Origin of the sequence: Lysobacter gummosus (genome assembly GCF_001442805.1) — a bacterium.
GTDB lineage: Bacteria > Pseudomonadota > Gammaproteobacteria > Xanthomonadales > Xanthomonadaceae > Lysobacter > Lysobacter gummosus.
Window position 1 is genome coordinate 5,630,641 of record NZ_CP011131.1, and the last position, 26,566, is coordinate 5,657,206.

The following is a 26,566-nucleotide window of genomic DNA, read 5'->3' on the forward strand; positions in this document are numbered from 1 at the left end:
CCCCCTCACTTGCCCGGCTTATCGGCAGGGGCTGCCGGGTCGTTGCTGATGTCCACGCGCAAGTGCTGGCGCAGGTCCGGACTGGCGTGGGCGACGATCGCGTCGAACACGGCCTTCGCACGACGCAGGCCGAGGTCTACGTTGTAGGCATCGGACGCACGCAGATCGGTGTGGCCGGTGATGATCACGCGGGTACCGCGCAGCTGCTCCATCGCCGCGGCGATCTTCGCGATCACCGGTTCGAACTTCGGCTTGATCGTCGCCTTGTCGGTGTCGAACAACACCGTGCCCAGCAACGGCCACTCGGCGAAGCCGACCACCATCGAAGTGGGATCGGTGACGTCGGTGCGCACGCTGACCTGCACGCTCTTGAGCAGTTGCGGATCGATCATGCCTTCCAGCGACTTGCGCACCGCGAGCGCGCGATCCATCGCCAGCGCTTCGCTTTCGCCGTTGGCGGTGATGACGATCTCGCCGCCGCCGTACTCCTTCACCTTGGCCGCCATGTTCTCGACCGCGGGCAGGTAGGCCGGGGTGACTTCGGCGCTGTTCGGAGTGAACAGCACTTCGCCGATGCGCATCTCGACCTGTTCGGTCTGGGTGGTCTGGCCCGGCGGCATCTTGACGCCGAAGTCGAAGCGCACCGGGACACCCGGGGTCAAGCGGCGCACCAACGGGTTGTCGGTGGTGAGCTTGGCGCCCGGCGGCAGCGTGGCCGGATCGACCTTGAGGATGAAGTTGCGGCCGCGTTCCCACGCACCGCCCGACACGCCTTCCAGGTGATAGCGGCCGAACTGGTCGGTCTCGATCAACAGCCCCTCGACCGAAGCCACACGCACGCCGGGGATGCCGTGTTCGTCGATACCGTGATTGCTCACGACATAGTCCACGCGGTAGCCGCCCTGGGTCTGAGCGATGCGACGCTCGACCTTCGGATCGGCGCCGGTCAGCCCCTTGGCGGCATCGCCGTCGCGTTCGACGCGGGTGTTGCCGACGGCATCCATGCGCAGCGTGACGCCCTGGGCCGTGGTCAGCACGAAGTCGTCGCTGAACTTGGCCTCGCGCAGCAACTGGCTGATCACCACTTGGTGCTTGGCGACCGGGTCGGCCTCGGACTGACGGCCGGCGATCTTGCCCAGCGCGATGCCGTGCAGCATCGGCGAGCTGGCATCGGGCTCGGGCTTGGCGCCGTCGCCGCGATCGACCGTGGTCGAGTTGGCGACATACGCGTCGGCCGCGAAACCGCCCTGCACGCGGACCTGGGTCAGGTCGGCCGGATCCTGCCAGCCGTCCTCATCGCGGTCGTCGAACACGGTGCCGACCAACAGCGACTCGTCGAGCAGCGGATCGGCGACCAGCCGCACTTCGGCCGTGGCCTCGTTGGAACGCTTGCCGCCGTCCTCGGCGTAGGCGTGATTGATGTGGGTACCCGGACGCACGCCGGCGCCGACGCGCAGCAGATAGACCACGGTCGCGCTGTCGCCGGCCTTGATGTCGATCTGATCGACCTTGATCGGATAGCTGCCCACCTGGCGGCCGGCACCGTCGCGATCGGCGACCTGCAGGCTGCCTTCGACCAGGGTGAAACCGGCCGGCGGCGTATCGGTCAGGGTCGCGTCGATGGCATCGGTGATTCCGATGTTCTTGATCGTGACCGTGTAGCGGACCAGGTCGCCGATCTTCACGTCGCGCGGATTGACCTGCTTGCTCACGAACAAGTCGGCGGTTTCCTCCGACTCGACCGGCATCAACGCCAGGCCCTGGGCCGTCGCGGTGCCGCTGGTCGAGCCGCCGCCACCGCTGCCACCACCGCCATAGCGCGCGGTGACCGTGACGACGTTGTCCAACGTGCCGCCGGCATTGGCTTCATCGCGGGTGATGGTGTGCGTGTACGGATTGCAGTCCGTGCTCGCACCCGGAGCCAGCGTGGTCGCGCCGCAGTTCAGCGAGGTCGCCGGATAGGTTTCCAGCACATCGCTGGTGCCCATGTCGTTCAAGGTGATGTTGCCGGTATTGGTGATGCGCACCGTGTAGGTGATCACGTCGCCGACGTTGCCCACGCCCTGGGTGCCCTGGTCCACAGTCAGCGTCGCGACCTTGACGATGGCCACGGCGGGACGTGCTTCGATCGGCGTAGTGACGGTCGGGTTGCAGTTCGGATCGGGCGAACCCGGCGGACACGTATTCGGCGTGTCGGTCTTCACCGTGGCCGTGTTCACCACCTTGCCGGCGTTGCCGTCGGCCTGCTGGACCTTGTAGGTGCCGGTCAGCACGCAGGTCGCCTTCGGCGCCAGCGTCGCGCAGGTGATCGTGTTCGGCGTCAGCTTGACGTCGCTCACCACCACGTTGACCAGATCCACATTGCCGGTGTTGGTCACCGTCACTGCGTAGGTCAGCGTGTCGCCCACGCTCACCGTGCCGTTGCCGTCTTCGTCGGCGTTGCCGGTCACCGCCTTGGTCGAGGTCAGGGCAGGCGCCTGCGGCACCGGCTCTTCATGCTTCGGGTTGCACTGCGGATCGGGCGAGCCCAGCGGACACGTGTTCGGCGTGTCGGTCTTCACCGTGGCCGTGTTCACCACCTTGCCGGCGTTGCCGTCGGCCTGCTGGACCTTGTAGGTGCCGGTCAGCACGCAGGTCGCCTTCGGCGCCAGCGTTGCGCAGGTAATCGTGTTCGGCGTCAGCTTGACGTCGCTCACCACCACGTTGACCAGATCGACGTTGCCGGTGTTGGTCACCGTCACCGCGTAGGTCAGCGTGTCGCCGACGCTCACCGTGCCGTTGCCGTCTTCGTCGGCGTTGCCGGTCACCGCCTTGGTCGAGGTCAGGGCAGGCGCCTGCGGCACCGGCTCTTCATGCTTCGGATTGCACTGCGGATCGGGCGAGCCCAGCGGACACGTGTTCGGCGTGTCGGTCTTCACCGTGGCCGTGTTCACCACCTTGCCGGCGTTGCCGTCGGCCTGCTGGACCTTGTAGGTGCCGGTCAGCACGCAGGTCGCCTTCGGCGCCAGCGTCGCGCAGGTGATCGTGTTCGGCGTCAGCTTGACGTCGCTCACCACCACGTTGACCAGATCCACATTGCCGGTGTTGGTCACCGTCACCGCATAGGTCAGCGTGTCGCCGACGCTCACCGTGCCGTTGCCGTCTTCGTCGGCGTTGCCGGTCACCGCCTTGGTCGAGGTCAGGGCCGGGGCCTGCGGCACCGGCTCTTCATGCTTCGGGTTGCACTGCGGATCGGGCGAGCCCAGCGGGCAGACGTTCGGCGTGTCGGTCTTCACCGTGGCCGTGTTCACCACCTTGCCGGCGTTGCCGTCGGCTTGCTGGACCTTGTAGGTGCCGGTCAGCACGCAGGTCGCCTTCGGCGCCAGCGTCGCGCAGGTGATCGTGTTCGGCGTCAGCTTGACGTCGCTCACCACCACGTTGACCAGATCCACATTGCCGGTGTTGGTCACCGTCACCGCATAGGTCAGCGTGTCGCCGACGCTCACCGTGCCGTTGCCGTCTTCGTCGGCATTGCCGGTCACCGCCTTGGTCGAGGTCAGGGCAGGCGCCTGCGGCACCGGCTCTTCATGCTTCGGGTTGCACTGCGGATCGGGCGAGCCCAGCGGGCAGACGTTCGGCGTGTCGGTCTTCACCGTGGCCGTGTTCACGATCTTGCCGGCGTTGCCGTCGGCCTGCTGGACCTTGTAGGTGCCGGTCAGCACGCAGGTCGCCTTCGGCACCAGCGTTGCGCAGGTGATCGTGTTCGGCGTCAGCTTGACGTCGCTCACCACCACGTTGACCAGATCGACGTTGCCGGTGTTGGTCACCGTCACCGCGTAGGTCAGCGTGTCGCCGACGCTCACCGCGCCGTTGCCGTCTTCGTCGGCGTTGCCGGTCACCGCCTTGGTCGAAGTCAGGGCAGGCGCCTGCGGCACCGGCTCTTCATGCTTCGGGTTGCACTGCGGATCGGGCGAGCCCAGCGGACACGTGTTCGGCGTGTCGGTCTTCACCGTGGCCGTGTTCACCACCTTGCCGGCGTTGCCGTCGGCCTGCTGGACCTTGTAGGTGCCGGTCAGCACGCAGGTCGCCTTCGGCGCCAGCGTCGCGCAGGTGATCGTGTTCGGCGTCAGCTTGACGTCGCTCACCACCACGTTGACCAGATCCACATTGCCGGTGTTGGTCACCGTCACTGCGTAGGTCAGCGTGTCGCCCACGCTCACCGTGCCGTTGCCGTCTTCGTCGGCGTTGCCGGTCACCGCCTTGGTCGAGGTCAGGGCAGGTGCTTGCGGCACCGGAACGGTGACAGTCGGATTGCACTTGGCCTCCGTCGAGCCCGGCGGGCACGGCGGCGGCAGACCCGGCGGCGACTCGGCCGTCACTGTCGCCCGGTTGACGATCGATCCGGCGTTCGCGTCGCTCTGCTGGACCTTGTAGCTACCGGCCAGATCGCAGAACGCGTTAGGCGCCAGCGTCGCGCAGGTGACGGAATTCGGCGTGATCTTGTCGTCGCGCACAACCACGTTGCTCAGCGTCGCCGAACCGGTATTGGTCACACGGATCGTGTAGTGCAGCGTGTCGTTCACGGTGATCGAACCGCTGCCGTCCTCGTCGTCGTTGGTGGTCTGCGTCTTCACGGACGTCAGATCGACCGCCTGGTCGTCGTTGGTGATCGAGCAGGTCGCGTCGTCGCCGCCGGCCAGCACCAGGCTGTCGCCAGTCAGGGTGCCGCCACCGGTGCACGCCCAGTTACCGGCCGAGTAACCGGCCACGTTGGTTTCGCTCAGGATGTAGGTGCCCGCACTGACCGCCGCATCGGTCACCGCCGTCGCACCGCTCGTGCCGGTGATCGTGGTCGGACCGGTCGCCGTCAACGGGAAGTTGGTCACCGTCGCGGTGCCGCCGTTGTCGTTGACCACCGTCTTTTCCAACGTCAGCGTCGCCGCCTGATCGTTGTTGGTGATCGAGCAGGTCACCGTCTCGCCACCGGCGATCACGACCGAGCCGGCATTGAACGTCGGGGTCACCGCGCCGGCCGCGCCGGTGCAGCTCCAGTTGCCTTCGGTGTAGCCGGCCACATCGGACTCGGACAAGGTGTAGGTGCCGGCCGACACGCTCAGCGTGTTGGAGGTGTACACCGCGTTCTGCGGCGTGCCGCTGTTAGCGCCGAAGGTCAGCGTGCCGGCATCGGTGGTCAGGCCGAAGGCAGTGACCGTGGCGGTGCCGCCGTTGTCGTTGGTGATGTTCTTGACCAGCGTCAGGCTGGCCGCCTGATCGTTGTTGGTGATCGAGCAGGTCACCGTCTCGCCACCGGCGATCACGACCGAGCCGGCATTGAACGTCGGGGTCACCGCGCCGGCCACGCCGGTGCAGCTCCAGTTGCCTTCGGTGTAGCCGGCCACGTCGGACTCGGACAAGGTGTAGGTGCCGGCCGACACGCTCAGCGTGTTGGAGGTGTACACCGCGTTCTGCGGCGTGCCGCTGTTAGCGCCGAAGGTCAGCGTGCCGGCATCGGTGGTCAGGCCGAAGGCAGTGACCGTGGCGGTGCCGCCGTTGTCGTTGGTGATGTTCTTGACCAGCGTCAGGCTGGCCGCCTGATCGTTGTTGGTGATCGAGCAGGTCACCGTCTCGCCGCCCGCGATCACGACCGAGCCGGCATTGAACGTCGGGGTCACCGCACCGGCCGCGCCGGTGCAGCTCCAATTGCCTTCGGTGTAGCCGGCCACGTCGGACTCGGACAAGGTGTAGGTGCCGGCCGACACGCTCAGCGTGTTGGAGGTGTACACCGCGTTCTGCGGCGTGCCGCTGTTAGCGCCGAAGGTCAGCGTGCCGGCATCGGTGGTCAGGCCGAACGCGGTGACCGTGGCGGTGCCGCCGTTGTCGTTGGTGACGTTCTTGACCAGCGTCAGGCTGGCCGCCTGATCGTTGTTGGTGATCGAGCAGGTCACATCCTCGCCGCCGGCCAGCACCAGGCTGTCCCCGGTCAGCGTGCCGCCACCGGTGCACGCCCAGTTACCGGCCGTGTAACCGGCCACATTGGTTTCGCTCAGGGTGTAGGTACCCGCTGAGACCGCCGCATCGGTCACCGCCGTCGCGCCACTCGTGCCGGTGATCGTGGTCGGGCCGGTTGCCGTCAACGGGAAGTTGGTCACCGTCGCGGTGCCGCCGTTGTCGTTGACCACCGTCTTTTCCAACGTCAGCGTCGCCGCCCGGTCGTTGTTGGTGATCGAGCAGGTCACATCCTCGCCGCCGGCCAGCACCAGGCTGTCGCCAGTCAGGGTGCCGCCGCCGGTGCAGGCCCACGCGCCGGCCGTGTAACCGGCCACGTTGGTTTCGCTCAGGGTGTAGGTGCCCGCACTGACCGCGGCATCGGTCACCGCCGTCGCGCCACTCGTGCCGGTGATCGTGGTCGGACCGGTCGCCGTCAACGGGAAGTTGGCCACCGTCGCGGTGCCGCCGTTGTCGTTAACCACCGTCTTTTCCAACGTCAGCGTCGCCGCCTGATCGTTGTTGGTGATGGTGCAGGTCACGTCTTCGCCGCCGGCCAGCACCAGGCTGTCGCCGGTCAGCGTGCCGCCGCCGGTGCAGGCCCACGCGCCGGCCGTGTAACCGGCTACATTGGTTTCGCTCAGGGTGTAGGTGCCCGCCGAGACCGCCGCATCGGTCACCGCCGTCGCGCCGCTCGTACCGGTGATCGTGGTCGGGCCGGTCGCCGTCAACGGGAAGTTGGTCACCGTCGCGGTGCCGCCGTTGTCGTTGGTCACCGTCTTTTCCAACGTCAGCGTCGCCGCCTGATCGTTGTTATTGATGGTGCAGGTCACGTCTTCGCCGCCGGCCAGCACCAGGCTGTCGCCGGTCAGCGTGCCGCCGCCGGTGCACGCCCACGCGCCGGCCGTGTAACCGGCCACGTTGGTTTCGCTCAGGATGTAGGTGCCCGCCGAGACCGCCGCATCGGTCACCGCCGTCGCGCCGCTCGTACCGGTGATCGTGGTCGGGCCGGTCGCCGTCAACGGGAAGTTGGTCACCGTCGCGGTGCCGCCGTTGTCGTTGGTCACCGTCTTTTCCAACGTCAGCGTCGCCGCCTGATCGTTGTTATTGATGGTGCAGGTCACGTCTTCGCCGCCGGCCAGCACCAGGCTGTCGCCGGTCAGCGTGCCGCCGCCGGTGCACGCCCACGCGCCGGCCGTGTAACCGGCCACGTTGGTTTCGCTCAGGATGTAGGTGCCCGCCGAGACCGCCGCATCGGTCACCGCCGTCGCGCCGCTCGTACCGGTGATCGTGGTCGGGCCGGTCGCCGTCAACGGGAAGTTGGTCACCGTCGCGGTGCCGCCGTTGTCGTTGGTCACCGTCTTTTCCAACGTCAGCGTCGCCGCCTGATCGTTGTTATTGATGGTGCAGGTCACGTCTTCGCCGCCGGCCAGCACCAGGCTGTCGCCGGTCAGCGTGCCGCCGCCGGTGCACGCCCACGCGCCGGCCGTGTAACCGGCCACGTTGGTTTCGCTCAGGATGTAGGTGCCCGCGCTGACCGCCGCATCGGTCACCGCCGTCGCGCCGCTCGTACCGGTGATCGTGGTCGGGCCGGTCGCCGTCAACGGGAAGTTGGTCACCGTCGCGGTGCCGCCGTTGTCGTTGGTCACCGTCTTTTCCAACGTCAGCGTCGCCGCCTGATCGTTGTTATTGATGGTGCAGGTCACGTCTTCGCCGCCGGCCAGCACCAGGCTGTCGCCGGTCAGCGTGCCGCCGCCGGTGCACGCCCACGCCCCCGCCGTGTAGCCCGCCGGACCGCCGGTCTCGGACAAGGTGTAGGTGCCGGCATTCACCGCCGCGTCGGTCACCGCCGGCGCACCGCTCGCGCCGCTGATGTCGGTCGGGCCGTCGGCTCCCAGCGTCCACGCTGTCGCCACCGCCGTGCCGCCGTTGTCGTTGGTCACCGTCTTGACCAGGGTCAGCGTCGCGGCCCGGTCGTCGTTGTTGATGGTGCAGGTCACGTCTTCGCCGCCGGCCAGCACCAGGCTCTCGCCGGTCAGCGTGCCGCCGCCGGTGCACGCCCACGCCCCCGCCGTGTAGCCCGCCGGACCGCCGGTCTCGGACAAGGTGTAGGTGCCTGCATTCACCGCCGCGTCGGTCACCGCCGGCGCACCGCTCGCGCCGCTGATGTCGGTCGGGCCGTCGGCTCCCAGCGTCCACGCTGTCGCCACCGCCGTGCCGCCGTTGTCGTTGGTCACCGTCTTGACCAGGGTCAGCGTCGCGGCCCGGTCGTCGTTGTTGATGGTGCAGGTCACGTCTTCGCCGCCGGCCAGCACCAGGCTGTCGCCGGTCAGCGTGCCGCCGCCGGTGCACGCCCATGCCCCGGCCGTGTAGCCCGCCGGACCGCCGGTCTCGGACAAGGTGTAGGTGCCGGCATTCACCGCCGCGTCCGTCACCGCCGGCGCACCGCTCGCGCCGCTGATGTCGGTCGGGCCGTCGGCTCCCAGCGTCCACGCTGTCGCCACCGCCGTGCCGCCGTTGTCGTTGGTCACCGTCTTGACCAGGGTCAGCGTCGCCGCCTGGTCGTTATTGGTGATCGAGCAGGTCACCGTCTCGCCGCCGGCGATCACTACCGAGCCGGCGTTGAACGCCGGGGTCACCGTGCCGGCCGCACCCGTGCAGCTCCAGTCGCCTTCGGTGTAACCCGCGCGATCGGCTTCGGTCAGGGTGTAGGTACCGGCCGACACGCTCAACGTGTTGGAGGTGTACACCGCTGCCTGCGCCGTGCCGCTGTTGGCGCCGAAGGTCAGCGTGCCGGCATTGGTCGTCAGGCTGAAGTCGGCGACCGTCGCCGTGCCGCCGTTGTCGTTGGTGATGTTCTTCACCAACGTCAGGCTCGCCGCCTGATCGTTATTGGTGATCGAACAGGTCACCGTCTCGCCGCCAGCGATCACCACCGAGCCGGCGTTGAACGCCGGGGTCACCGTGCCGGCCGCACCCGTGCAGCTCCAGTCGCCTTCGGTGTAACCCGCGCGATCGGCTTCGGTCAGGGTGTAGGTACCGGCCGACACGCTCAACGTGTTGGAGGTGTACACCGCTGCCTGCGCCGTGCCGCTGTTGGCGCCGAAGGTCAGCGTGCCGGCATTGGTCGTCAGGCTGAAGTCGGCGACCGTCGCCGTGCCGCCGTTGTCGTTGGTGATGTTCTTCACCAACGTCAGGCTCGCCGCCTGATCGTTATTGGTGATCGAACAGGTCACCGTCTCGCCGCCAGCGATCACCACCGAGCCGGCGTTGAACGCCGGGGTCACCGTGCCGGCCGCACCCGTGCAGCTCCAGTCGCCTTCGGTGTAACCCGCGCGATCGGCTTCGGTCAGGGTGTAGGTACCGGCCGACACGCTCAACGTGTTGGAGGTGTACACCGCTGCCTGCGCCGTGCCGCTGTTGGCGCCGAAGGTCAGCGTGCCGGCATTGGTCGTCAGGCTGAAGTCGGCGACCGTCGCCGTGCCGCCGTTGTCGTTGGTGATGTTCTTCACCAACGTCAGGCTCGCCGCCTGATCGTTATTGGTGATCGAACAGGTCACCGTCTCGCCGCCAGCGATCACCACCGAGCCGGCGTTGAACGCCGGGGTCACCGTGCCGGCCGCACCCGTGCAGCTCCAGTCGCCTTCGGTGTAACCCGCGCGATCGGCTTCGGTCAGGGTGTAGGTACCGGCCGACACGCTCAACGTGTTGGAGGTGTACACCGCTGCCTGCGCCGTGCCGCTGTTGGCGCCGAAGGTCAGCGTGCCGGCATTGGTCGTCAGGCTGAAGTCGGTGACCGTCGCCGTGCCGCCGTTGTCGTTGGTGATGTTCTTGACCAGCGTCAGGCTGGCTGCCTGATCGTTGTTGTTGATGGTGCAGGTCGCGTTATCGCCCGCCGCCAGTGTGACCGTGTTGGAAACGATCGCCGCGCCGCTGTTGATGACGCAGCTGTATGTGCCGGCGGTGTAGCCCGTCGGGCCGCCCGACTCGGACAGGGTGTAGGTGCCCGCGGGAACGGACGCGTTGGTGACGTTCGCGGTGCCGGTGGCGCCGGTGATGGTGGTGGTCCCGGCGGTCGCGGTGAGCGTCCACGCCGTCGCCACCGCGGTGCCACCGTTATCGTTGGTCACTGTCTTGACCAAGGTCAGCCTGGGCCGGATCGGATCGCTGTCCTGGGAAGTGCACACCCCGCCGACGAAGGTCTGGCCGGCTTGGTTGCAGTTGGTGCCGGGATTGGTCACGCCGTTCGGAGGAGAGACCGAGCCGCGGTTGACCGCGTTCTGAGAGAAAGCCGGCAGGGCCACGAGCATCGCGAACGCCAACACGACACATTGACGAACACGACGCAGCTGCGCCCACATGGCTTGGTCGGAATCGGTCACAACGCCCCCTAACACCAAAAAAATCGAATACCGGTTGGCCACAGGGACGTTCGTCTCCGCAGCGCTTGCAATCCTGATCGGAGAAAGTATCCAGAACAGGACACTCGCGTAAATGCTGTGCCGACGGCTATAGGTGTGCCCCGGGGGCAATCCCGGGCGTGGCGATCGGGGTCTGCAGAGGCAAAAGGCCGAAACTGGCGGGGAAAACGATCGCAAGGCGCGCAATCCGGCGAAAATGCCGCCTGCTGGTGCGATCGGGAATTTCAGACGAGTCCTAAGCCGCCCTCGCCTTAAAGACCGGGTTGCCGCGCCCCGAATTCGCGATCTGCGCGCCCACCACGCCTGTCCGGGGGCCGGACCCTGTCGGTTTCGGCTCCGGCGGGCCGACCGGACCAGGAAAATTTCTCTTATTTGAGCCGCCGCCGCACTCTGGGCGCGTCCTGGACATGCCAAAATGAGGTCCAGAGGCGGTAAGTTTCGAATCAGAAGTTTTCGGCGAGCCCGGCTGTTCCGGTCCTGACCCGGCCGGCCCGGACCCGTCCCAGCCCCGGAGACATGGGATGAAGTCGCAACAACCGACGATCGGCGGCCTGCTGCGCTCCTTGCGAGCACGCAATCAATGGACGCTCAAGCAGATGAGCGAGCATTCCGGCATTCCGCTATCGACCTTGTCCAAGATCGAACACGATCGCTTGTCGCTGACCTACGACAAGCTGTTCCAGCTCAGTCAGCGACTGGGCCTGAGCATGTCCGAGCTGTTCGCCGAAACCGCGGTGCCGGCGACTCGCGCGGTCACCGCGCGACGCAGTCTGGGGCGGATGCGCGATGCCACGCGGGTCACCAGCAAGAACTACGATGCGTACTACTTATGCACGGAATTACGGCGTAAACGCATGATTCCGTCGGTCACGCACATCCGCGCGAACAGCCTCAAGGCGTTCGGCCCACTGGTGCGCAATCAGGGCGAGGAGTTCGTCTACGTGCTCGAAGGCACGGTCGAGCTGCATACCGAGTTCTACGATGTCGCCGTGCTGCAGGCCGGCGAAGGCAGCTACATCGACGCCAACATGGGCCATGCCTATGTGCTCGGCGACGGCTGCACGGCGGCGAGCGTGTTGGCGGTATGCGCCGCGGGCGACGACGAAGATCTGTTGGCGACGCTGCTGGCCCACCAGGACGAAGGCTGAGCGCCCCCGCATCGCCTTGGCTGCACTGCCGTCGATCGGCCGACGTCCGCCATGGCGTTATTGAAGCGCGCGCACTCTGTTGAAATTTTCCAATTAGAGAATACACTCCAGCCAGGACGCCGCTTCGGTTTCCGGGCTCGCGTAGCCCTGCCTCTCTCTCCGTCGAGGCAGTCGATGGCGCACGACACGCGCAATCGAGCGTTCCGCGCCGCACACAAAGGCCTGCCCCGATCCGGACAGGCTCGGGATTCATGCTGGAGTGCCTGTAGTTAGCGGTCCCGGCTCGCACCGGGGCCGTTTTTTTACAGTTCGCTGCGCGGCGGCAAGGTCCAGTCGATCGGCGCCTCGCCGCGGCGCGAGAGGTAGTCGTTCGCGGCGGAGAAATGCCCGCAGCCGATAAAGCCGCGATGCGCCGACAGCGGCGAGGGGTGCGGAGCCTTGAGCACGCGATGACGGCCGGCGTCGATGACCTTGCCCTTGGCCTGGGCGTAGCTGCCCCACAGCAGGAACACCAGGCCTTCGCGCTCGCGGTTGAGCACGTCCACGACGTGGTCGGTGAACCCTTCCCAGCCCTTGCCCTGATGCGCGCCGGCGCGGCCTTCCTCGACGGTGAGCACGGCGTTGAGCAGCAGCACGCCGCGATGCGCCCACGGCATCAGATAACCGTGATCGGGCCGGGCGATGCCGAGATCGCGATGGATCTCCTTGAAGATATTGTCCAGCGACGGCGGCACCGGCACGCCGGGTTGCACCGAAAAGCACAGACCGTGGGCCTGGCCGGCGCCGTGGTACGGGTCCTGACCCAGGATCACGACCTTCACCTGATCGAACGGCGTGGCGTCGAAAGCGGAAAAGATCTGCGGCCCCGGCGGGAAAATCCGCGCCCCGGCGGCTTTGCGCTCGCGCAGGAAGCGCGACAGCGCAAGCATGTCCTCGCGCCCGAACCAGTCGCCGACGTGCTGCTTCCACGACGGCTCCAGCTTGATGTCGCGGTCGCCGTCGCTCATGCCGGCACCGCCGCGCCGGCGGGTTCGACCAGCCGCGACAGGCGCAGTTGGAACAAGGTCTTGGTCACCAGCAGGCGCTCTTCGATCGGCTTGAGCACCAGATCGTTGGCGCCGGCGCGCAGCAATTCGCTCTGGTTGTCGCGATTGGCGTCGCCGGTCATCACCAACACCGGCAGACGGCGCTTGCCGTAAGCGAAGTCGTTACGCAGTCGAGCGAGCAGATCCTTGCCGCCCAACTCGCCCTTCAAATAAACGTCGGTCAGCACCAGATCCGCGCCCGCGTCGCCGCCGTCGCGTCCGCCGGCGCGATGCGCCTCCAGATGCTCCAGCGCTTCTTCCACGCCGATGAAGTGCAGTACCTGCAGCGAGTGGCGTTCGAGCATGCGCTTGGTCGCGACCGCGACCACGCGGCTGTCCTCGACGTAGAGCACGCGCGCGCCCGGGATCGATTGCGGCTGGACGTAGCCGCGAATGAATTCGGCCAGGGCGGCGGTGCCCAGGGATTTGTCGAAGTAGTCGGTGACGTCTTCGGTGAAGCGGCGCGCTTCCAGATGCGCCTGGGCGTCGCCGGATACCACGATCACCGGCACGTAGGCCTGGCTCGCCGCTTCGCGCACCGCGCGCGCCAGGGCGATGCCGTCGCCGTCGGGCAACACCAGGGCGGTGGTGACCAGATCCACTTCGCCGTGATCGAGCGCGACCTTGGCCTCGACGATGCTGCCGCACTGGACGATGCGCACGTTGGGCAACTCGCGCAGCAGCACGTCGGCGATGAGCTTGCGCACCATCCGGGAGCCGTCGACCACCATCACCCGCGGCGCGGTGTTGTCGAAATGTCGCAGATTCTGGCTTTGCATACGGGGACAGTACCGTCTCGGCGACGCGTAACCGGCGGCGCTACGCGCCGGCGCGGAACGGAGTGCGGGTCATGCGGGGGATTCAGATTCTAGGCGCAAGCGGGGTCGGATTCCGAGCCTTGCGCAGCATCATGGCAACCGTGTGTCGGCCGGAGCGCCCTTGTGTCGAGTTGCGGCACGCGGGCGGGCGTCGCAGGGCGGGCTTTGTGAAGACGGCCTTTAGTGGGGTTGCTGTTGTGGGAGGGGCTTGAGCCCCGATGCTTTTCGCTCAGGTCGCTTGGCAGTCTGTCGCGATCGGATCGAAAAGCATCGGGGCTGAAGTCCCTCCCATAAAAGCCTTCACCCCACCAAAGCCGCGATCAGCCCTGCCCGGCCCGGCTCTGGCGCAGGTAATGCCCGGTCACCAGCCCGGCGCCGAGCCAGCCCAACGCCGCCGAGCCGGCCAGGATCTGCGCGGCCTGCAGCAGATCGAAGCCCTGCAATTCGAAATGGCTGCCGTAACTGGCCGCCAGCGCGGTCAGCGGTTCGCGCAGGGTGTGGTCGGCCGCGGTCAGCAGGGCCAGCGCGACGGTGCCGGCGGCCAGGCCGTAGCAGGCGCCCAGGTACAGGAACGGCCGGCGGATGAAACCATCGGTGGCGCCGAGCAGTTGCAACACGCCGATTTCCTCGCGCCTGGACTGAATGTCCAGGCGCACGGTGTTGCCGACCACCAGCAGCGCGCCCAGGCCCAGCATCACCGCCAGCACCCAGGCCAGGCGCGAGCCGAAGCGCAGCCAGCCGTCCAGGCGTTGGCGCCAGCCGGCGTCGTGCTGGACCACGTCGGCCTCGGCCAGTTCGCCCAGCGATTGCGCCAAGATCAGTTCGTCGCCCTTGGGCGTCACCACCAGCAGGCTCGGCAGCGGATTGCCTTCGATCGCCGACAAGCTCTCGCCCAGGCCGCTCTTTTCGCGCAGATCGGCCAGGCCCTGTTCGGGCGTGCGCAGTTCGACCCCGCCCACTTCCGGCCGCGCGCGCAGCTCGTCGGCCAGCGCGCGGGCGCGATCGAGTTTGACTTCGGGCTTGAGGAACACGCTGATCTGCCGCGAACGCTGCACATCGCCGGCGAAACGCTCGACGTTGTTCAAACTCGCCCACAGCCCCAGCGGCAGCGCCAGCGCCACCGCCATCACGCCGATGGTCAGCAAGGTCGCCCACGGCTTGCGCAGCAAGCGGCCGAGGCTGGCGACCAGACTGTAAAGATGATGGTCCAGCCAGGCGCCCAGGCGCGATTGCGATGCCGATTCGACGGCGGCCTCGGGCTCGCGTTCGGACGGGCCGATCCCTGCGTTGCTGCTCATTCGGCCAGATCCTCCGGAGCGATGTCGTCCACCAGGCGGCCCTGATTCAACACCAGCACCCGTTTCTTCATGCGTTTGACCAGGGCCAGATCGTGGCTGGCGACCAGCACGCTGGTGCCGCGCTCGGGCAGCGACTGGAACAGGGCCATGATCTCGGCCGACAGGGTCGGGTCGAGGTTGCCGGTGGGTTCGTCGGCGACCAGCAGACGCGGCTCGCCGATGATCGCCCGGGCGATGCCGACGCGTTGCTGCTCGCCCGCCGACAACTCGCCCGGCAGCGCCGAAGCGCGCGCTCCCAGGCCGACCTTGTCCAGGGTGGTGCGCACGCGCCGGCCGATGTCGTTGCGGCGCAGGCCGCGCAGCAACAGCGGCAGGGCCACGTTGTCGGCGACGCTGCGATCGGCCAGCAGACGGTGATCCTGGAACACCACGCCGACCTCGCGCCGATGCAGCGCCACCCGCCGCCCGCCCACCTTGAGCAGGTTGCGTTCGCCGAACAGCACCGCGCCGCGGCTGGGCCGCTCGCTGAGATGAATGAGTTTGAGCAGCGTGCTCTTGCCGGCGCCGGAGTGGCCGGTGACGAACAACATCTCGCCCGGCGCCACTTCGAAGCTGACTTCGCTCAGGGCCTCGTGGCCGCTGCTGTAGCGTTTGCTGACGTTGTCGAAGCGCAATACGGTCATGGAGGAAGTATCGCAGAGCGAATCACCGGAAATCATCACGTTTCGGCACGCGGGTTTGGCCTATGTTCGCGCTGCGGTCGTCGCGCCCACGCGGACGCGCTTCGACGACAACGATCGGCCCGCCCTCGGACAGACCATGATCCGGGCGTTCCCAGGCCGGCACCGCAGCACGGCCGCAGCCTGCCCGCGCGCGATCGCGCGGCGCTTTATTTCGCTTCAAGTCCGACATCGGAAGTGAATGCCCCGCGCCCATCCGGGCCGCGGGGATCGACTGTCTTCTATGGAGCCGGACTCATGCACACGATCAAGACCTCGCTGGTTCTCAGCGGCCTGCTGGCCGCCGGCCTGTACGCGCAAGCCGCCCAGGCCGATCAGTACGACCCGCCGATCAACGTCGCCACCCTGGCCTGCCCGGCCGGATCGACCGGTTACGGCAACGCCCGTTTCATCGTGTTTCCCTCGTTCGGCAGCGCGCCGCCGAACTGGCGCCTGACCATCTGGTGCAGCGCCGCCGGCAGCGGCCGTCGCGGCCATTTCGAGCCGGGAACGAGCGGCGTGTTCACGACCTGGCCGTATGCCGGCGGCGCATTCGGCGTCGGCTGGCCGGCGTCGCCGGCGTACGGCAATCAGTATCAGTCGCTGGATATCGACATCGACGGCGATCTGGACGTGTTCCAGTTGGTGGAGACCTCGGCCAATACTTGGTCGGTGTTTCTCAGCCGGCAGCAGTAAGGGCGATGCGCGGATGAACGGATTCGTCTGATCCGATCCGCGGATGCTGCGACGTGGGAGTCCAGGGGCTGATGGCCGGATGGCGCTGAAGTCACTGGATGTTCGGCTCCGCCGAAGTAGAGCAGAGCCCGCGTTCGCGGGACCGAAGGCAGATAGGAACGTCGCTGTGCTTTATAGCTCGTCATCCCCGCGAACGCGGGGATCCAGCGACGTATCGCCAGGCATCAGCCGGCGCGGATACACAAAGGCCCGGCCGCAAGCGGCCAGGCCTTGTGGATGAAACCTCCAGGCGAAGCGGCATCACCGCTTCGCCTGGACTCGGCGCCGGGTCAGTGCTGAGTGCGCGGCGGACGCGCCACCAGCGACTTGAGCTTGCGGCCGATACGGCCCAGCAGCGACGGCTTGGCTTCGCCGGCGGCCGGTGCCGAGGCCGGTGCGGCCGGCTTGCTCGCCGCCGGCTTGGCCGACTGCGGCCTCGGCGCGCCAGCGGACGACGGCTTGGCGACGGCGGCGGACGTTGTAGCGTCCTGGGCCGGATTCGCACCCTCGGCACCTTCGATGCGACGGCCACCGCGACGGCGGCGACGCTTGCGCGGTGCGCGCTCGCCTTCGGCTGCAGGATTCGCGCCCGGATGAGCGGCATCGGTCACCGCGCCTTCGACCCGCGGCTTGCGCGGCGGACGCGGCGCGGCGGCTTCGGCGCCGGCCACGTCGGCCGGCTTGGCTGCGCCTTCTTCGCTGCGAGGACGTTCGCGACGCGGCGGCGCGCCATCGCGGCGGCCTTCGCTGCGACCGCCGCTGCGGCCCGCGCCCGGGCCGCCGGAACGACTGCCGCGGCTGGTCACGCCGCGGCGCGCATCGTCGGCGGCGCGCTGCTCGCGCGCTTCCTTGAAGATCGAACCGATGCTCTCGTTGTCGTCGTCGCCTTCCTCGCCCGGCGGAATTTCGCGCGGCGTGCGCGGCAGCGCGACCAGCAGCTCGGCATCGACCGGCAGCGTCGGCAGCTTCTGCTCGATGTAGGCCTCGATGTCCGGCAGGCTCATCGCATAGCGCTCGCAGGCGAAGCTGATCGCGTCGCCCTCGGCGCCCAGGCGCGCGGTGCGGCCGATGCGGTGCACGTAGTCTTCCGCGTCGAACGGCAGATCGTAGTTGTAGACGTGGCTGACGCCGTCGATGTGCAGGCCGCGCGCGGCCACGTCGGTGGCGACCAGGATTTCGAGCTGGCCCTTCTGGAACTTGTTGAGCAGCGACTCGCGCTTCTTCTGCGGCACGTCGCCGGACAACACGCCGACGCGGTAACCGCCGCGCTCCAGCGCGCGCGCCACCCGCTCGACCCAGGCCTTGGTGTTGACGAACACCATCGTGCGCGCACCTTCGCTGCGCGACAGCAGGCCCAGCAGCAGCGGGATCTTTTCTTCGTCGGCCGGGAAGTACACCTTCTGGCGCACCTTGGCGGCGGTGATGAACTCGGTCTCGACGACGATCTTTTCCGGCTCGTTCATGTGCTCGTAGGCGAGCTCGAGCACGCGATGGCTCAGCGTCGCCGAGAACAGCAGGGTCTGCCGCTCGGTGCGGATCGGCATGCGCCGCAGCAGGAAGCGGATGTCCTTGATGAAGCCCAGGTCGAACATGCGGTCGGCTTCGTCGAGCACGCACATCTCGCAGGCGTGCAGCGATACGACCTTGTGCTGCTTGACGTAGTCGATCAGGCGGCCGGGCGTGGCGATGATGACGTCGGCGCCCTTCTGCAGCAGCTCGCGCTGCTTGTCGTAATCCACGCCGCCGTAGACCAGGGCGAACTTCAGGCCCAGGTCGGAACCGAACTTGACCGCGTCCTTATGGATCTGGATGGCCAACTCGCGCGTCGGCGCCAGGATCAGCGCGCGCGGGTCTTCGGGCTTGCGCTCGGCCAGGGCCGGGCGGGTCAGCAGGCGATTCACCACCGTGACCAGAAAGGCCAGCGTCTTGCCGGTGCCCGTCTGGGCCTGGCCGGCCACATCGCGGCCAGTCAGCGCGATCGGCAAAGTCAGCGCCTGGATCGGCGTGCAGCGCGAAAACCCGGCGGCCTCAAGGCCAGCCAACAGGCTCGGGTGCAGGTCGAAGGAGGAAAACGTAATGTCGGTTAAAGGCTTGTCGCTCATGCGTTTCGGAGATCCGCGCCGGTTCGGCGTCGTAGAGTGTCGCTTGCGTGGGTGGCGTCGGCGAAGCAGACTGCCGGGGCCGAGCCGACACCCGTTTTGCATTGGGAAGGCTGGCTCGATGAGGCCGTGGCGCGACACATTCTTTGAGGCCAGGGGCCTTGAAGGAGCCGCGAAACGCCCCAGTTTAGCGTAAGCCCCGCCCGGCATGGCCTGCCGGGTCGTTCCGTTCAAGATTCGCCCGATCCGTATGGACCGGGCTCCCGCAGGAGACCCCCGTGAGCGAAAAAGTTCTGCATGCTGGCGATTCCAACTTCGACGCCACCGTGCTGCAGTCGTCCGAACCGGTCCTGGTCGATTTCTGGGCCCCGTGGTGCGGTCCCTGCAAGGCGATCGGCCCGATCGTGGAGCAGCTCGCCGAGCAGTACGACGGCAAGGCCAAGGTGGTCAAGGTCGATGTGCAGGAATTCCCGTCGCTGGGCGTTCGCTACAACGTGCGCAGCATCCCCATGTTGTTGATGTTCAAGGACGGCCAGGTCCATTCCAGCCAGCTGGGCGCGCCGCCGAACATCAAGTCGCTGCTGACCCAGATGATCGACAAGGCCATCTGAGGCCTGTCACTGGATATGCATGACGCTTGCGCCCGCAGCGGGCGCAAGCGCTCCGGGCCTTGCCCGGCAACGTGAACGGTATAGCCCGGGAAGCTTGCCGCCACGCAGCAGCAGTGCTAGTTTCGCAACACCCGGCGTCGGACTTCGCGTCCCTGCGCCGCACCCCGTCTAGCTACTCATCATCAACCCACGTCCCTGACGTCCCGCTCGCCCGATGCGAGCGCTCGCCGCTTAGCGAGGAACCTCCGCTTGTCCGATAAGACCCCCGACGCTGGCGATACCGCCGAAAAGCGCGTGCGCAAACCGCGTGCCAGCAAAGCCGCCGACGCCGCACCCGCGGTCGTCAGCGATGCCAGCCCGCTGATCCCAGCCCCCGTCGCGCCGCCCGCGCCCGCCGCCATCGCGGCCGCCGAGCCGGCCGCGCCCCGTCCTCCCAAGATTTCGCCTGCTCCGGCCGCCAGCGCCGGCGAGTCCGCTCCGGCCGCCTCCGGCGCCGCCGAGACCGCCGCGCCGCAGAACCAACACGGTGAAGGCAACAACCCGCAATCGCAGCAGCAAGGCCAGAACCAGGGCCAGCAGCGCGACGGCGGCTTCAACGACCGCGGCGGCAATCGCCGCGACCGCTTCCGCAACCGCCGCGACCGCGATCGCAACGGCCGTCCGCAGCAGCAGCGCGGCGGCGACGACGGTTTCAACGACGGCAACGGCAACGGCGAGAACTTCGTCCCGCGCCCGCACCCGCAGGTGCCCGAGGGCTTCCCGCAGTACTCGCTGGGCGACCTCAAGCGCATGCCGGCGCCGAAGCTGCTGGATCTGGCCGATCAGCTCAGCATCCAGGAAGGCGTCGCCCGCGCGCGCAAGCAGGACGTCATCTTCGCCCTGCTGAAGGTGCTGACCCGCCACGGCGAAGGCGTCGCCGCCGACGGCGTGCTGGAAATCCTGCCGGACGGCTTCGGCTTCCTGCGCGCGGCCGAGGCCAGCTACCTGGCCGGCCCGGACGACACCTACATCTCGCCCAGCCAGATCCGCCGCTTCAACCTGCGCACCGGCGACCACCTGTCCGGCCGCATCCGCTTCCCGAAGGACGGCGAGCGCTACTTCGCCCTGTCGGTCGTGGACAGCATCAACGGCGAACCGCTGGAAGCGTCGAAGAACAAGGTCCTGTTCGAGAACCTGACGCCGCTGTTCCCGCGCCGCAAGTTCAAGCTCGAGCGCGCCGACGGTTCCACCGAAGACATCACCGGCCGCATCCTCGACCTGATGGCGCCGCAGGGCAAAGGCCAGCGCGCGCTGATCGTCTCGCCGCCCAAGGCCGGCAAGACGATGATGATGCAGCAGGTCGCCACCGCGATCACGCACAACCATCCCGACGTGCACCTGATCGTGTTGCTGGTGGACGAGCGTCCGGAAGAAGTGACCGAAATGCAGCGCACCGTGCGCGGCGAAGTGGTCTCCTCGACCTTCGACGAACCGGCCGCGCGCCACGTGCAGGTCGCCGAGATGGTGATCGAGCGCGCCAAGCGCCTGGTCGAGCACAAGAAGGACGTGGTGATCCTGCTCGACTCGATCACCCGCCTGGCCCGCGCCTACAACAACGTCGTGCCCTCTTCGGGCAAGGTGCTGTCCGGCGGCGTGGACGCCAACGCACTCCACCGCCCGAAGCGCTTCTTCGGCGCCGCGCGTAACGTCGAAGAAGGCGGCTCGCTGACGATCATCGCCACCGCCCTGATCGACACCGGCAGCAAGATGGACGAGGTGATCTACGAAGAGTTCAAGGGCACCGGCAACTCGGAAGTCCACTTGAACCGCCGTATCGCCGAAAAGCGCGTGTACCCGGCCATCGACATCAACCGCTCGGGCACGCGTCGCGAAGACCTGCTGATCGAGCCGGAGCTGCTGCAGAAGATCTGGATCCTGCGCAAGCTGCTGCACGGCATGGACGAAATCGGCGCGATGGAATTCCTGCTCGACAAGATGAAGACCACCAAGTCGAACGACGAGTTCTTCAGCTCGATGAAGCGCTAAGCTTCCGCGCTCGAACAAGAAAAAGCCCCGCGATCGCGGGGCTTTTTCGTTTCCGTGCACACCCGCGGCGATGACGCCGCGGGTGCATCGGGCCGCCGCTTAGAAACCGCGGCCGCCGTTTTGCGACAGCTGCGTTTGCGCCTGCGATTGCTCATGGGCCGTGTGCTGCGCCGCGAGCTTGCTGCTGGTTTCCACGCTCTGGTGCGAGCCGGTGGCGACATCCACCGCGACCATGCGCCGTGTCGGCGAATCCAGGTCGCCCTGCACCGCGAACACGCGGCTGCCGTCTTTGCTCGCGACCAGATGATCCACCTGGGTCAACCCTCCAGCGCGGCTGGCCGGCACCAACGCCGCGGCCAGGTTCTTCTGCTGCTGATCGTTGAGCTTGGGCATCTCGGTGCCCTTGACCTTGTCGAGCAGGTCGCGGAACTGGCCGTTCAATGCATTCGCGCTGCTGGTCAAGATACCGGCCACGCGCAGCCCGTCCTCGATCGTGCCGCCGAGCTTGTTCGTGTTGCGATTGGCCGCTTCCTGCGCCGCCGCCGGCAACAGGTAGGTGCCGCGCTCGCGCTCGCCGTCGCGATCGCGTACGTAGCGCTTGACGTCCTTGAGCTCCAGGTCGAGGAATTCCTTCGACGCGTTCTTGGCCGCCTGCGCCAACAGCATCTGCTGTTCCTGGTTCAACTTGTCCAGGTTCTGGCCGGAAGCCAGCGTATCGACCAGCGAGGCGGGCTGCACTTTTTGCTTGAGGAAGGCCAGGAAGCGCTCGCGCGTTTCCGGGTTTTCGCCGATCCCGTCGAGGATGCGCGTGGCGGTGGACAGCGCGTTGGGGCCGTCGGTGGGCATGCCCGCGATCTGGCGCATCACGCCGCTGATGGCGCGCTTGGGCTCCATGCCTTCGGCGAACGGGAAACGCTCGCGGAACTCGTCCCACTGCGGCGCCAGGATCGCTTCGCGCGCGCGCTTGATCAGCTCAAAGGCGCCGGCGGCGAAGGCCACCACGGCGACGCCGACCGGCGCGATGCCGATCAGGCTACCGACCAGACCGGCGTTGCGCGCGCCCATCAGCAAGGCGACATTGCCGATGCTGCCGGCGGTCTTGAAGCCGCCGCTGAGCAGGTCGAACGCGGCATCCACGCGCTGGTCGGTGTCCAGCGCCTTGCCGGTGACCGGATCGCGGCCGTTGAAGACGCGGCCGGCGTTATGGCCGATCTCTTCCGCGCCGCCGACCACGGTCTTGATCGCGCTGTAGCGTTCGAGAATCTTCGCCGCGTCGCGTTCGCGCCCGGTACGGGTGGCGAATTCGAGCACGGCGTTGAGCGCCACCGCGTCCAGGGGCTGGCCGTTGCGCTGCGCGGCGCTGCCGGCCTCGATGGCGGCCTGCAAGGCGTCCAGGGTTTCGGCCACGTCGCCGTGACCGCCGCTGACCGCCAGTTGCTTGAGCTCGTTCAACGGCCGGTCCACCGACGCCGGCGGCAGGGTGTCGCGATGCGCCGACCAGGTCTTGGCGTAGCCGACCAGCGAAGCCTGCAGGGTTTCCGGCATCGCCACGGCGTAGCCGTGGAACGGTGGCGACATGCGCGCATCGGTGCGGGTCTCGCCCGGATGCAGTTTCCAGTTCAGCGCGGTTTCGGCCAGCGCGCCGCCGGGCGCGGCGACCGAATTGACGGTGGCTTCGAGGGTGTCCTCGTCCACCACCAGCCCGTTGCGTTGCAGCGCATCGGCGACGACCGCGCGCAGCACGGTATCGCGCGACCACTCATCGTCGGCGGGCAACAACGCGGTGTAGGCGCCGGCGGGGGTTTGCGAATCGCCCTGGCCGGCGTACCAGCGGTGGGCGGCGGGATCCTCGGCCGGACTGCGGCCGGGAGGTGAAATCGAATCGACTGCGACATTCATAGACACTGGCTCCATGTCGGTGCTACTGCTTCACGAGTCGCCGAGCCCGACTAGGGAGTGCGGGTGCTACGGGTGGCGGGCGAACCGGCATGATGCCCCGGTCTGATGTCCAGGACAATTCGGGGGCGGATGGGCGGCTGCCAGCCGCGTCCGTGCGGATACGGGGCGAGCGCCCGGAATACGCAGCCCGGCCCGCGCTCGATGTGGCGGTCGATCGCTCCCAGACCGTTACCGGTGGTCCGCCGGCCCTGCCTGATTGCGCAGGCACACGAACGACTCACCTGCCTCGAGCCGAGGATCGGGGTAAGCCAGGCCGTCGCCGGGCTGATCGCCGGCGATCAATCCCCAATGCCCGGTCGGATCGTCTATCAAGCCCGGATCGCACGCGCTCAACATCAGCGCCAGCAGCATCGCCGCGACGATTTTCATGACCACCTCCCTGTGGGACAACGGATGCGCTCCTGCGCGACGCCGGACGCGTTGCGGCCGGGTCGTCCGTTATTGTCCTGGAGCGCTATCGCACAGGGCGCGACCACGCACAACGCATGTGCGTTGTCGTGATGGGATCGGTGTCTTTAAGTCGCCAGGCATCGGTGAAAACTGTGCCTGACCGTGTGATTTATCCCTGCGACAAAGGCGTCAGCAGGCGCGGCCCGCGACCGAGCATGCGCAAGCCGGTGCCGGAAAACGCGTCCACGCCGGCGGTCGCGTCCTGATCGGTCTGCAGCCACGGCGCGCGTGCGCGCGGGCCGGGCACGTAGGCCTCCCACTGGCCGTAGGCCGGGCGTTTGAGCTCGAACAGGAAGTCCACCGGCACGCGCACCTGCCAATGATCGGCGCCGATGTCCGCGCCTTCGCGCGGCGGCGTGAAGCGCCAGCGCTTGACCGCGCTGAGGCTGGCGTCGGCGAATTTCTTACGGAACTCGTCCATCTGCCGCTCGCTGCCGATCGCGCGCAGATTGACCTGCTCGGCGAACGCATCGCTGACCTTGCCGTCGCGACCGATGCGCGCGACCAGATAGACCGTGGCCGGCAAGCGCGCGGCCAGCGCGGCGCGCGGGAAGGACGGCGGCGGCAGCGACACCGAGGCCGGCATGTCGGCCGGCTTGGTCTGACCGAAGTGGGCGCTGACGATGCGCAGGGTGTAGTTTTCCGCGCCCTGCTCCGGCGCCTGACGCAGGACCACGCGCACGCTCATCGGCGTGCCGTCGGCATCGGCGGCATCGCCCGGATGGGCGGGATCGAATTTCCATTGCGGCACCGCGCCGCGGATCAGTTGGCTGACCGACGCGGGCACTTCGCTTTCGCGGTCGATCTGCAGGCCCTGCACGTGGCCATCGGCGGCGATGCGGACCTTGCCGGTCAGCACCATGCTCATTTCGATCTGCTTGCGCACCGCGCCCGGGCCCTTGCCCGCGGCCAGCGCCGGGATCGCGAAGGCCAACAACAGCGCCGCGCATGCGGCTCGTTTCATCAGGTTCATCCGTAAACTCCTTGAATCGAGATTCGCTCCCGCCGCCGCGCGAGCGATTGAAATCCGGCGACCGGGCAACCATAGCAAAGCATCGGCGTCATCCTTCGCCGCGGTCGGGCCGTTGCTATCCATAACGCAACTTCGCCTCGCTACCCTCCCCCCAACCGGTGCCGTCGCGCGCCATAATCCCGATCGGAGGTGCCCATGCACGGTGGCGGTCTAGAACTTGCGTTGTTGTTTCTGCTCGCCGCGGTCATCGCGGTGCCGGTGTTCCGCAAGTTCGGGCTGGGCGCGGTGCTGGGTTATCTGGCCGCGGGCGTGGTGCTGGGGCCGTACGGGATCAAGGTGATCAGCGATGCCGAGCCGGTCCTGGCGGCGTCGGAAATCGGCGTGGTCATGATGCTGTTCGTGATCGGCCTGGAACTGTCGCCGGCGCGGCTGCGGGTGATGCGCAAGCCGGTGTTCGGCGCCGGCGGATTGCAGGTGCTGCTCAGCGGCCTGGCCCTGGGCGCTCTGGCGATGTTCGGCGGCCAGCTGGGCTGGAAGGCGGCGACCGTGGTCGGCCTGGGTCTGGCCCTGTCTTCGACCGCGGTGTGCCTGCAGTTGCTGTCCGAGCGCAAAGGCCTGTCGGCCGATTACGGACGGCTCGCCTTCGCCATCCTTCTGTTCCAGGACTTGGCGGCGATTCCGCTGCTGGCCGCGATCCCGCTGCTGGGCAAGGCCGCAGCGGTGGAAGGCCTGAACTGGATGGCGGTGGCCAAGGCGGTCGGCGCAATCGCGGCGGTGGTGTTCGGCGGCCGGGTGCTGCTGCGGCAGGTGTTCCGCATCGTCGCCCGCACCCAGATGCCGGAGGTGTTCACCGGCGCAGCGCTGCTGACCGTGCTCGGTTCGGCCTGGGTGCTGCAGACCGCCGGGCTGTCGGCCGGCCTGGGCGCGTTCCTGGCCGGCGTGCTGTTGGCCGATTCGGAATTCCGCCACGAGCTGGAATCGCAGATCGAGCCGTTCAAGGGCCTGCTGCTGGGCCTGTTCTTCATGGCCGTGGGCATGAGCATCGATCTGCAGCGCGTGCTCGCCGAACCGCTGCTGATCGGCGCGATCGTCGCCGCGCTGCTGGCGGTGAAGTTCGTGCTGCTGTTCGGCGTGGGCATCAGCGCCGGCGGCCTGGACAAGCGCGGCGCGTTCCAGCTGGCGACGGTGATGTCGCTGGGCGGCGAGTTCGCCTTCATCGTGTTCAACGAAGCGGTCAAGGCCAACCTGCTCGACGATCCCACCCGCGATCGCCTGATCGCCGCGGTCGGCGTATCGATGGCGCTCACCCCGCTGCTGATGATCGCCGCGCAGCGCATGCTCGACGCGACGCCGGCGCCGAAGGACAAGCGGCCGTACGACGAAATTCCCGATCATCACCCGCAGGTGCTGATCGCCGGCATGGGCCGCTTCGGGCAGATCATCGCGCGCCTGCTGGTCGCTCACCGCACGCCCTTCATCGGCATCGAGAACAGCGCCGAGCAGGTCGATTTCATGCGCCGCTTCGGCAACATGATCTATTACGGCGATCCGGCAAGGCCGGAGCTGCTGCGTTCGGCCGGCGCGGCCAACGTGAAGATTTTCGTGGTCGCCATCGACGATCGCGACAGCGGCATCCGCACCGTGCGCACGATCCGGCGCCTGTATCCCAAGGCCAAGGTGTTCGCCCGCGCGCGCGACCGCCGCCACGCCTGGGACCTGATGGACCTGGGCGCCGAGCCGATGCGCGAGACCTTCCATTCCAGCCTGAAACTGGGCGAAGAGGTGTTGGTGGAACTGGGCGTGGAGGCCGAGACCGCGCGCGATCACGTCGAGCGTTTCCGCGAGCTCGACGAACGCATGCTCAATGCGCAGTACCTGGTGCACGACGACGAGGACGCGCTGATCCAGAGCGCGCGCGACGGGCGCAAGGAGCTGGAGGAATTGTTCAACGCCGATCGCGGCGAAGGCATCCTGGCGGGGATGGTGGATCAGCAGAGCACGACGCTGCCTGGGGACAGCGTTACCCGGCATTGAGCGTCGGCCGGCCCTTGGGATTTCACCTGACCTCGTGTCGGGGCTGAAAGCCCCTCCCACAACAGACCTCGGACTTAGCAGTCTGTGCTGGGCGGGCTTCGGCTGCTGAGACTCTTTCAAGCCTCGCGTAACGCCAAGCACCTTTGTGAGAGGACCCTTCAGGCCCGACACCCGCAGCGGCCGACCGCTCAGACAAGGCGACCGGGCCGAAGCCCGGAATACGCGAT

The 26,566-nt window shown here is 67.6% G+C and carries 14 protein-coding genes; 5 read left to right on the forward strand and 9 right to left on the reverse strand.

The features are described from left to right. Positions 1 to 5 precede the first annotated feature (5 nt). Complete coding sequence (locus LG3211_RS22885) at positions 6 to 10,274, reverse strand: DUF7507 domain-containing protein (RefSeq protein WP_187313085.1); 10,269 nt, start codon at positions 10,272 to 10,274, stop codon at positions 6 to 8. Positions 10,275 to 10,906: 632 nt separating this feature from the next. Here LG3211_RS22885 and LG3211_RS22890 point away from each other — a divergent pair. After that, on the forward strand, positions 10,907 to 11,533 hold the full coding sequence (locus LG3211_RS22890; protein WP_057944861.1) for a helix-turn-helix domain-containing protein: 627 nt from the start codon (positions 10,907 to 10,909) through the stop codon (positions 11,531 to 11,533). A 302-nt stretch (positions 11,534 to 11,835) separates the two neighbouring features. Here LG3211_RS22890 and ung read toward each other — a convergent pair whose 3' ends face one another. The 4 genes from ung to ftsE form a co-directional block, all read right to left on the reverse strand. After that, entirely contained in the window at positions 11,836 to 12,540 is a 705-nt protein-coding gene (ung, locus tag LG3211_RS22895) for a uracil-DNA glycosylase (RefSeq protein ID WP_057944862.1), read from the reverse strand. Further along, the gene (locus LG3211_RS22900; RefSeq protein WP_057944863.1) at positions 12,537 to 13,397 is read right to left on the reverse strand and encodes a response regulator; all 861 of its coding nucleotides are present in this window, start codon (positions 13,395 to 13,397) and stop codon (positions 12,537 to 12,539) included. Before LG3211_RS22900 ends, ung begins: the two co-directional genes overlap by 4 nt. Before the next feature lie 359 nt (positions 13,398 to 13,756). Continuing rightward, positions 13,757 to 14,734 carry a permease-like cell division protein FtsX gene (gene ftsX, locus LG3211_RS22905; protein ID WP_057944864.1) on the reverse strand — a complete coding sequence of 326 codons (978 nt, stop codon included), beginning with the start codon at positions 14,732 to 14,734 and terminating at the stop codon, positions 13,757 to 13,759. Beyond that, positions 14,731 to 15,417, reverse strand: a complete 687-nt coding sequence (gene ftsE, locus LG3211_RS22910; protein WP_057944865.1) for a cell division ATP-binding protein FtsE — start codon at positions 15,415 to 15,417, stop codon at positions 14,731 to 14,733. The genes ftsX and ftsE overlap by 4 nt, the downstream gene beginning before the upstream one ends. A gap of 294 nt (positions 15,418 to 15,711) precedes the next feature. Here ftsE and LG3211_RS22920 point away from each other — a divergent pair, with 294 nt between their 5' ends. Further along, positions 15,712 to 16,149 carry a hypothetical protein gene (locus LG3211_RS22920; RefSeq protein ID WP_057944867.1) on the forward strand — a complete coding sequence of 146 codons (438 nt, stop codon included), beginning with the start codon at positions 15,712 to 15,714 and terminating at the stop codon, positions 16,147 to 16,149. A gap of 329 nt (positions 16,150 to 16,478) precedes the next feature. Here LG3211_RS22920 and rhlB read toward each other — a convergent pair whose 3' ends face one another. Beyond that, positions 16,479 to 18,290, reverse strand: a complete 1,812-nt coding sequence (gene rhlB / locus LG3211_RS22925) for an ATP-dependent RNA helicase RhlB (protein ID WP_057944868.1) — start codon at positions 18,288 to 18,290, stop codon at positions 16,479 to 16,481. 275 nt (positions 18,291 to 18,565) lie between these two features. On the opposite strand from rhlB, the gene trxA reads away from it, so the two are divergent. Together trxA and rho are read left to right on the forward strand one after the other, a co-directional pair. Then, positions 18,566 to 18,898: a thioredoxin gene (trxA, locus tag LG3211_RS22930; RefSeq protein ID WP_057944869.1), complete on the forward strand. Its 333-nt coding sequence runs from the start codon at positions 18,566 to 18,568 to the stop codon at positions 18,896 to 18,898. Positions 18,899 to 19,192: 294 nt separating this feature from the next. After that, positions 19,193 to 20,923, forward strand: coding sequence for a transcription termination factor Rho (rho, locus tag LG3211_RS22935; protein ID WP_386785351.1), 1,731 nt, complete (start codon positions 19,193 to 19,195; stop codon positions 20,921 to 20,923). Positions 20,924 to 21,022: 99 nt separating this feature from the next. On the opposite strand, the gene LG3211_RS22940 is transcribed toward rho, so the two are convergent. From LG3211_RS22940 to LG3211_RS22950, 3 genes are all read right to left on the reverse strand, one after another. Beyond that, positions 21,023 to 22,822: an XVIPCD domain-containing protein gene (locus LG3211_RS22940; protein WP_057944871.1), complete on the reverse strand. Its 1,800-nt coding sequence runs from the start codon at positions 22,820 to 22,822 to the stop codon at positions 21,023 to 21,025. A gap of 228 nt (positions 22,823 to 23,050) precedes the next feature. Beyond that, positions 23,051 to 23,251, reverse strand: a complete 201-nt coding sequence (locus tag LG3211_RS22945) for a hypothetical protein (protein WP_057944872.1) — start codon at positions 23,249 to 23,251, stop codon at positions 23,051 to 23,053. Positions 23,252 to 23,441: 190 nt separating this feature from the next. Then, on the reverse strand, positions 23,442 to 24,296 hold the full coding sequence (locus tag LG3211_RS22950) for an energy transducer TonB (protein WP_148649111.1): 855 nt from the start codon (positions 24,294 to 24,296) through the stop codon (positions 23,442 to 23,444). Between the two features lie 204 nt (positions 24,297 to 24,500). On the opposite strand from LG3211_RS22950, the gene LG3211_RS22955 reads away from it, so the two are divergent. Beyond that, the gene (locus LG3211_RS22955) at positions 24,501 to 26,339 is read left to right on the forward strand and encodes a monovalent cation:proton antiporter-2 (CPA2) family protein (RefSeq protein WP_057944874.1); all 1,839 of its coding nucleotides are present in this window, start codon (positions 24,501 to 24,503) and stop codon (positions 26,337 to 26,339) included. The last annotated feature ends 227 nt before the right edge of the window (positions 26,340 to 26,566 follow it).

Excerpts from the sequence above, each read along its gene's own strand:
- ftsE (WP_057944865.1), bottom strand. The coding sequence starts at position 15,417 with ATGACCGTATTGCGCTTCGACAACGTCAGCAAACGCTACAGCAGCGGC.
- LG3211_RS22920 (WP_057944867.1), top strand. The coding sequence starts at position 15,712 with ATGCACACGATCAAGACCTCGCTGGTTCTCAGCGGCCTGCTGGCCGCC.
- rhlB (WP_057944868.1), bottom strand. The coding sequence starts at position 18,290 with ATGAGCGACAAGCCTTTAACCGACATTACGTTTTCCTCCTTCGACCTG.
- LG3211_RS22885 (WP_187313085.1), bottom strand. The coding sequence starts at position 10,274 with ATGCTCGTGGCCCTGCCGGCTTTCTCTCAGAACGCGGTCAACCGCGGC.
- LG3211_RS22945 (WP_057944872.1), bottom strand. The coding sequence starts at position 23,251 with ATGAAAATCGTCGCGGCGATGCTGCTGGCGCTGATGTTGAGCGCGTGC.
- LG3211_RS22940 (WP_057944871.1), bottom strand. The coding sequence starts at position 22,822 with ATGAATGTCGCAGTCGATTCGATTTCACCTCCCGGCCGCAGTCCGGCC.
- ftsX (WP_057944864.1), bottom strand. The coding sequence starts at position 14,734 with ATGAGCAGCAACGCAGGGATCGGCCCGTCCGAACGCGAGCCCGAGGCC.
- LG3211_RS22900 (WP_057944863.1), bottom strand. The coding sequence starts at position 13,397 with ATGCAAAGCCAGAATCTGCGACATTTCGACAACACCGCGCCGCGGGTG.
- LG3211_RS22950 (WP_148649111.1), bottom strand. The coding sequence starts at position 24,296 with ATGAAACGAGCCGCATGCGCGGCGCTGTTGTTGGCCTTCGCGATCCCG.
- LG3211_RS22890 (WP_057944861.1), top strand. The coding sequence starts at position 10,907 with ATGAAGTCGCAACAACCGACGATCGGCGGCCTGCTGCGCTCCTTGCGA.
- LG3211_RS22955 (WP_057944874.1), top strand. The coding sequence starts at position 24,501 with ATGCACGGTGGCGGTCTAGAACTTGCGTTGTTGTTTCTGCTCGCCGCG.
- ung (WP_057944862.1), bottom strand. The coding sequence starts at position 12,540 with ATGAGCGACGGCGACCGCGACATCAAGCTGGAGCCGTCGTGGAAGCAG.